The sequence below is a fragment of the Nonomuraea sp. MG754425 genome (assembly GCF_021699195.1).
Lineage (GTDB): Bacteria > Actinomycetota > Actinomycetes > Streptosporangiales > Streptosporangiaceae > Nonomuraea.
Genome location: NZ_SSXE01000335.1, coordinates 1 through 5,429, shown reverse-complemented (window position 1 = coordinate 5,429; position 5,429 = coordinate 1). Strand labels below are relative to the sequence as shown.

The 5,429-nt window shown below is 74.9% G+C and carries 5 protein-coding genes; 2 read left to right on the top strand and 3 right to left on the bottom strand.

Features of this window, described 5'->3' with window-relative positions; translation table 11 throughout:
- Positions 1 to 696 (top strand): histidine kinase (locus FAF44_RS51805; protein ID WP_237110880.1); only part of this gene is annotated, 696 nt, incomplete at its 5' end.
- Positions 693 to 1,322: a response regulator transcription factor gene (locus FAF44_RS51800; RefSeq protein ID WP_237110879.1), complete on the top strand. Its 630-nt coding sequence runs from the start codon at positions 693 to 695 to the stop codon at positions 1,320 to 1,322. The genes FAF44_RS51805 and FAF44_RS51800, both read left to right, overlap by 4 nt.
- Before the next feature lie 34 nt (positions 1,323 to 1,356).
- Here FAF44_RS51800 and FAF44_RS51795 read toward each other — a convergent pair whose 3' ends face one another.
- The 3 genes from FAF44_RS51795 to FAF44_RS51785 form a co-directional block, all read right to left on the bottom strand.
- Positions 1,357 to 3,144: an ABC transporter ATP-binding protein gene (locus FAF44_RS51795; RefSeq protein ID WP_237110878.1), complete on the bottom strand. Its 1,788-nt coding sequence runs from the start codon at positions 3,142 to 3,144 to the stop codon at positions 1,357 to 1,359.
- Positions 3,141 to 4,883, bottom strand: a complete 1,743-nt coding sequence (locus tag FAF44_RS51790) for an ABC transporter ATP-binding protein (protein WP_272896207.1) — start codon at positions 4,881 to 4,883, stop codon at positions 3,141 to 3,143. Before FAF44_RS51790 ends, FAF44_RS51795 begins: the two co-directional genes overlap by 4 nt.
- 137 nt (positions 4,884 to 5,020) lie before the next feature.
- Positions 5,021 to 5,429, bottom strand: a 409-nt coding sequence (locus tag FAF44_RS51785; protein ID WP_237110876.1) for a lantibiotic dehydratase, incomplete at its 5' end; no start/stop codon positions are given.

Below are 5,429 nucleotides of genomic sequence, written 5' to 3'. Positions count from 1 at the left end.
TGCGCGTTCTGGGGGCTGGGGGCGCTGATCGCCATGGCCGTGGGCGGCTACCTGCGTTTTCTCGACGTACGGCAGGAGCACGCGGTGGCCGACTCCCGTCTGGCCCTGCGGCTGCGACTCGCCGGGGACCTGCACGACTATCTGGCGCACGACATCAGCGAGATGGTGGCGCACGCCCAGGCGGGCCGCGTGGCGGGCGATCCCCTGCGGGCGCTCGAGCGCGTCGAGGCCGCGGGCCAGGGGGCCTTGTCCATGCTGGACCGGACGCTGGACATGCTGCACCACGACCGCCCCTTCGCCCCCGGCGGTGACCTGGACGGCATCCGGGAGGCGGCCGAACGGTTCGCCGCCGCCGGCCCGGCGCGGGTCGACCTGCGGATGGATCCGTCTCCGGCGGTCCCGCCGGAGACCGCGGCGCTGGCCTACCGGATCGTGATCGAAGGACTGACCAACATCCGGCGGCACGCCCCGCAGGCCGCACGCGTGGACCTGAGCCTCGGCGTCTCGTCCGGCGTCCTGGAGGTCACGATGACCAACGACGGCGTGGCCGGCGCCCCGCGCGCCCGGCGTGGCGGCACCGGCCTGCCCTCCCTGGGCTCGCTCGTCCAGATCCAGGGCGGTGAGCTGATCGCGGAAGCCGTACCCGGCGGGTGGTCGCTGACCGCCCGCCTGCCACTGGCACAATCACCGGAATGAGCGCCCGCATCCTCGTCGCCGACGACCAGGAAGGCATCCGCAGCGCCTTCCGCCTGATCCTCGACGCCCAGCCCGACATGACCGTGGTGGCCGAGGCCGCCGACGGGCGCACCGCGATCGACACCGCCAGGACGATCAGGCCGGACGTGGTGCTCGCCGACATCCGCATGCCCGGAGCCGACGGGATCGAGGTGACCCGTGCCCTGGCCGGCACCGGCATCCACGTCGTGGTCGTCACCACCTTCGGGCTGGACGAGTACGTCCACGCCGCGCTGCGGCACGGCGCCGCCGGGTTCATCCTCAAACGCTCCGGCCCCACGCTGCTCATCGAGGCCATCCGGGCCGCGCTGAACGGCGATGTGCTCATCAGCCCGCAGCTCACCGTCCGGCTGCTGCGCCGGCAGGGCCGCACGCACGAGACCTCCGAGGTGGTCCTCACCGGGCGGGAAGACGAGATCGTGGCCCTGGTCGCGCAGGGCCGGACGAATGCCGAGATCGCCGCCGAGCTCTTCCTGTCGCCGGGCACCGTGAAGAACCACATCGCCTCCGTCCAGCGCAAGACCGGCGCCAGGAACCGGGTCGCGATCGCCGCGTGGGCCTGGGCAACCGGCAGGGCCACGCCCTGATCGCACCGATCCTGCGCCGCCTGCGGGCCCCAGGTCACTCCGCGCCGGCCCGGTCCTCCGTCGCCTCCGTGACCAGCTCGGCGTGCCACAACCGGCGCATCTCCGGGCAGTGCGCCAGCAGGTCGGGCAGCCGTCCGCGCCCGGCGACGCGGCCCCCGTCCAGCACGATCACCTGGTCGGCGCGTTCGAGCGCGGCCTGCCGGTGGGAGACGACCAGGACCGTCGGGGGCCCGTCGCCGGCGATCCGCTCCCACAGCAGCCGCTCGGTCTCGACGTCCAGCGCGGACGACAGGTCGTCCACCAGCAGCAGGTCGGGGTCGCGGACGAGGGCGCGGGCGGCGGTGACGCGCTGCGCCTGCCCGCCGGACAGCCGCACCCCGCGCGGCCCGACGACCGTGCCGAGCCCGTCGGGCAGCTCGGCCAGGTCCCGTTCGAACGCCGCCAGCTCCAGCGCCCGCCGGACGTCGTCGTCGCTCTCGGGCCGGCCGAGCAGCAGGTTCTCCCGCAACGTCGCCGAGAACAGCCGGGGCACCTGCCCGGCGTACGCCGCGCGGCCGGGGACGAGGAACGTGCCCGGGTCCGCGACCGGCGTGCCGTTCCACACGATCGTGCCCGCGTCCAGGGGCAGCAGGCCGAGCAGGGCGCGGACCAGCGTGGTCTTGCCCGCCCCGACCGCTCCCGTGACGACGGTGAACGAGCCGCGTTCGAGCCGCACGTCCACGTCGTGCAGCAGGCCGTGCACGGTCAGCCCGCGCGCTTCGAGCACCCGCAGCGGCCCGGAGTGCCGGGGCGGCGGCGGGGCGGGCGGCGGGTCGCGGTGCAGCCAGACGCCGTCGCCCCGCGCCAGGGTGGCGGCGTCCTCGTGCGGGGCCATGAGCGCGCTCAGCCGCTCGGTGGCCACCGCCGCCTGCGGCAGGCGGTAGAGGATCGTGCCGATCGAGCGGGGCAGGGCGGTGAGCCAGCCGATGTAGCTGGTGAACAGCGCCAGGTCGCCCACGGTGAAGTCGCCGCCGCGCATGGCGGGCGCGGCCAGCAGCAGCACGAGCCCGATGCTGAGCTCGACGGTCGTGGTGGTCGTGGCGTCCAGCAGGTCGGTGGCCATCCGGTCGCGTACGGCCGCCGCGCGCCGCCGCCGGTTGTGCGCGCGCAGCCGCTCCAGCGCCGCGGCCTCGGCCCCGGCGGTCTTGATCGCGAGCACGCCGCCGAACACCTCCCCCACGTACGCCGTCACGGCCGCGCCCAGCCGCCTGGCCCGCCCGTGCAGCCGGGCGATGACCCGCCGCAGGCTCCGGCTCAGCACCCCGACGGCGATCATCGGCAGCACCAGCACCAGCGTGATCACGGGATCGACGGAGGCCATGATCGGCAGTGCCACCAGGGCGAACAGCGTGGTGCCCATGAGGCTGACGCTCTCGTCGGTGAAGTCGACCGTGTCGGCCACGTCGTCACGCAGCCGGGCGACGGCCTCGCCCGGGGAGTGCGGCAGCCGGGCCGCGGCCGGCCCGCGCGCGGTCAGCACGGAGCGCAGCACGTTGGAGCGCAGCAGGGTCGCCGCCGCGCACCACCAGTACACGCCGTACGTCCAGGCGACGACGATCACCACCCCGCGCACCAGCTCGACGCCCACGAACGCCGCGCACCACCACAGCGTGGCCCGCAGGGCGGCCGGCTCGTGCCCGCTGATCTGGTCGAACACCCGCTGCAGGACGAGCCCGCCGGCCAGCGGGAGCACGTGGACCGGCAGCCACAGCAGCGCCCCGACGAGGTACCGTCGCAGGTCGAACGCGGCCAGCCGGGTCGCCACCCGCATCACCGGCGTCATCGGCGCACCCCCGCGAGGTCCAGCAGCCGCCCGAAGCGGCTGTCCGGGTCGGCGGCGAGGTCGGCGCGGCGGCCGTACTCGACGATCTTGCCGTGGTCGAGCACCGCGATCTTGTCGACCCGCGACAGGGACGACAACCGGTGCGCGATGATCACTCCGGTCCGGTCGCGCAGCAGGCGGCTCATGCCGTCCTCGATGCGGCGCTCGGTGGCGGGGTCGAGCCGGCTGGACGCCTCGTCGAGGACGACGAGCCCCGGGTCGGACAGGAACGCCCGCGCGAACGCGAGCAACTGCGCCTGCCCCGCCGACAGGCCGCGCAACTCGGTGTCGAGCCCGTCGGGCAGCCCGGCCGCCCACTCGCCGAGACCGGCGTGCTCCAGCGCCTGCCACAACCGTTCGTCGCCCGGCGACGGCCGGAACAGCGTCAGGTTGTCGCGCACGCTGGCCGCGAAGAGCTGCACGTCCTGGGTGACCATGCCGATCCGGCCGCGCAACGAGCGCGGGTCGGCCTCCCGCAGGTCCACCCCGCCCACACGGACGCGACCCTCGACCGGATCGTGCAGCCGCAGCACGAGCCGGGCCAGGGTGGTCTTGCCGCTGCCGGTGCGTCCGACCAGGCCGAGCGTCTCGCCCGGCGCGAGCGTCACGTCGATGCCGGACAGCACCTGCTCGCCGTCGTCCGGGTAGGAGAACCCGACGCCCTCGACGCGCAGGCCGAGCGGCCCGGCGGCGGGCAGCGGGCTGGTGCCGGGGGTCAGCGCGGGCTTCTCGGCGAGCAGGGCCGCGATGCGGGCCAGGCCGGCCAGGGCCGACTGGTACCGCCTGATCTGGTCGATCAGCCGCTCGAACGGGGCCCGCACCATGAGCGTGTACTGGAACAGCAGCACGGCGGTGCCGACCGTGAGCGTCCCGGCCTCGACGGCCCACGCGGCCAGCCCCAGCATGACGGCGGTGCCCGCGGCGAAGGCCACGGAGGTGCCGGCCAGCAGCATGGTGCCGATGCGCGCGTCGCGGTTCTCGGCGCGGAAGAGTGCGGCGCTGACCTGGTGGAAGCGGCGCACGGTGTGCTCGCCGGCGCCGTTCGCCCTGATGTCCTCGACGCCCGCGAGGCGCTCTTCGAGCATGCCGACCAACGTGGCGCTCGCCGCGCGGGAACGCGCCGCCGACGGCACGGCCAGCCGCTGCGCGCGGGCCATGCCGTACCCGACGACGACGCAGTACGCCAGCAGCGCGCACCCGATGCGCCAGTCCACGGTGCAGACGACGACGAGCACGCCGGCCAGCAGCAGCACGCCGGCCACGACGTCCAGCACGAACGCCACGACGAAGTCGGCGACCGCCACGACGTCGCCGTCCACCCGCTCGATCAGCTCGCCGGGTGTGTGGCGGCCGTGGAAGGCCAGGTCGAGGCCGAGCGCGTGCTCGGTGAGGCGCTCGCGCAGGCGGTCGGTGCCGTCCCAGGCGAGCCTGCTCGCCAGCCACGCGGTCACCGTCCGGGCCGCCTGGCCGGCCACGGCGAGCGCGAGGTAGCCGAGCGCGATCAGCGTCAGGTGGCGCAGGCCCGCGCCGCCGCCGGCGTCATCGACGAACTGCCTGGTCACCTGGGGTGCGGCGAGCGGGAACGCGGTGGCGGCGGCGATAGCCGCGGCCAGCGCCGCCGTCTGGCGCGGTTTCGGGCGCAGCAGGCGCGCGACGGATCGGTCAGGTGATGATGAGGTCCCTGGATCGGACGATCTCAAGAAGCGTCATGCCCTTCACATCGGAGAAGTCATCGAGCTGAGAGGTCATGAACGCTTCAGCCATCGTGGCTCTCCTCCGGTCGGCGGGCGGCTTCCGCCGCGAAGTACATCAGGACGGTCCGCGGCCGGGCAACCGATTATCGGGGCGCCGGCCCGACCCGGCAGGCCAGGCGCAGCTCCGCGCACTGCTCCCGGCCGTCCACCCGCCACCAGAGCCGCCCCGGGGCGGGCAGCAGCTCCGTGACCAGCACCTCGGCCGGGTCGTGCCGGGCAAGGTCCTCCACCGCGAAGGGGTCGCAGAAGTCGACGTGGAAGGGGCCGGGGTCGGCCGGATGGTGGACGAAGACGTGGCGGGGCAGGGCCCGTTCGCGGCACAGGCGGTGGATGGCCAGCCAGCGGTCGAACGGGTCCGCGCCGCGCGCCGCGGGCAGGTGGACGCGCCAGCGGGCGCGCTGGTAGATCAGGTCGCCGATCATGACGCGCGGGGTGTAAGGGCCGAGGTCGATCTCCGGCGGCGGGCCGTGGCCGGGGCGCGACGGGGCGGGG

Excerpts from the sequence above, each read along its gene's own strand:
- FAF44_RS51795 (WP_237110878.1), bottom strand. The coding sequence starts at position 3,144 with ATGACGCCGGTGATGCGGGTGGCGACCCGGCTGGCCGCGTTCGACCTG.
- FAF44_RS51800 (WP_237110879.1), top strand. The coding sequence starts at position 693 with ATGAGCGCCCGCATCCTCGTCGCCGACGACCAGGAAGGCATCCGCAGC.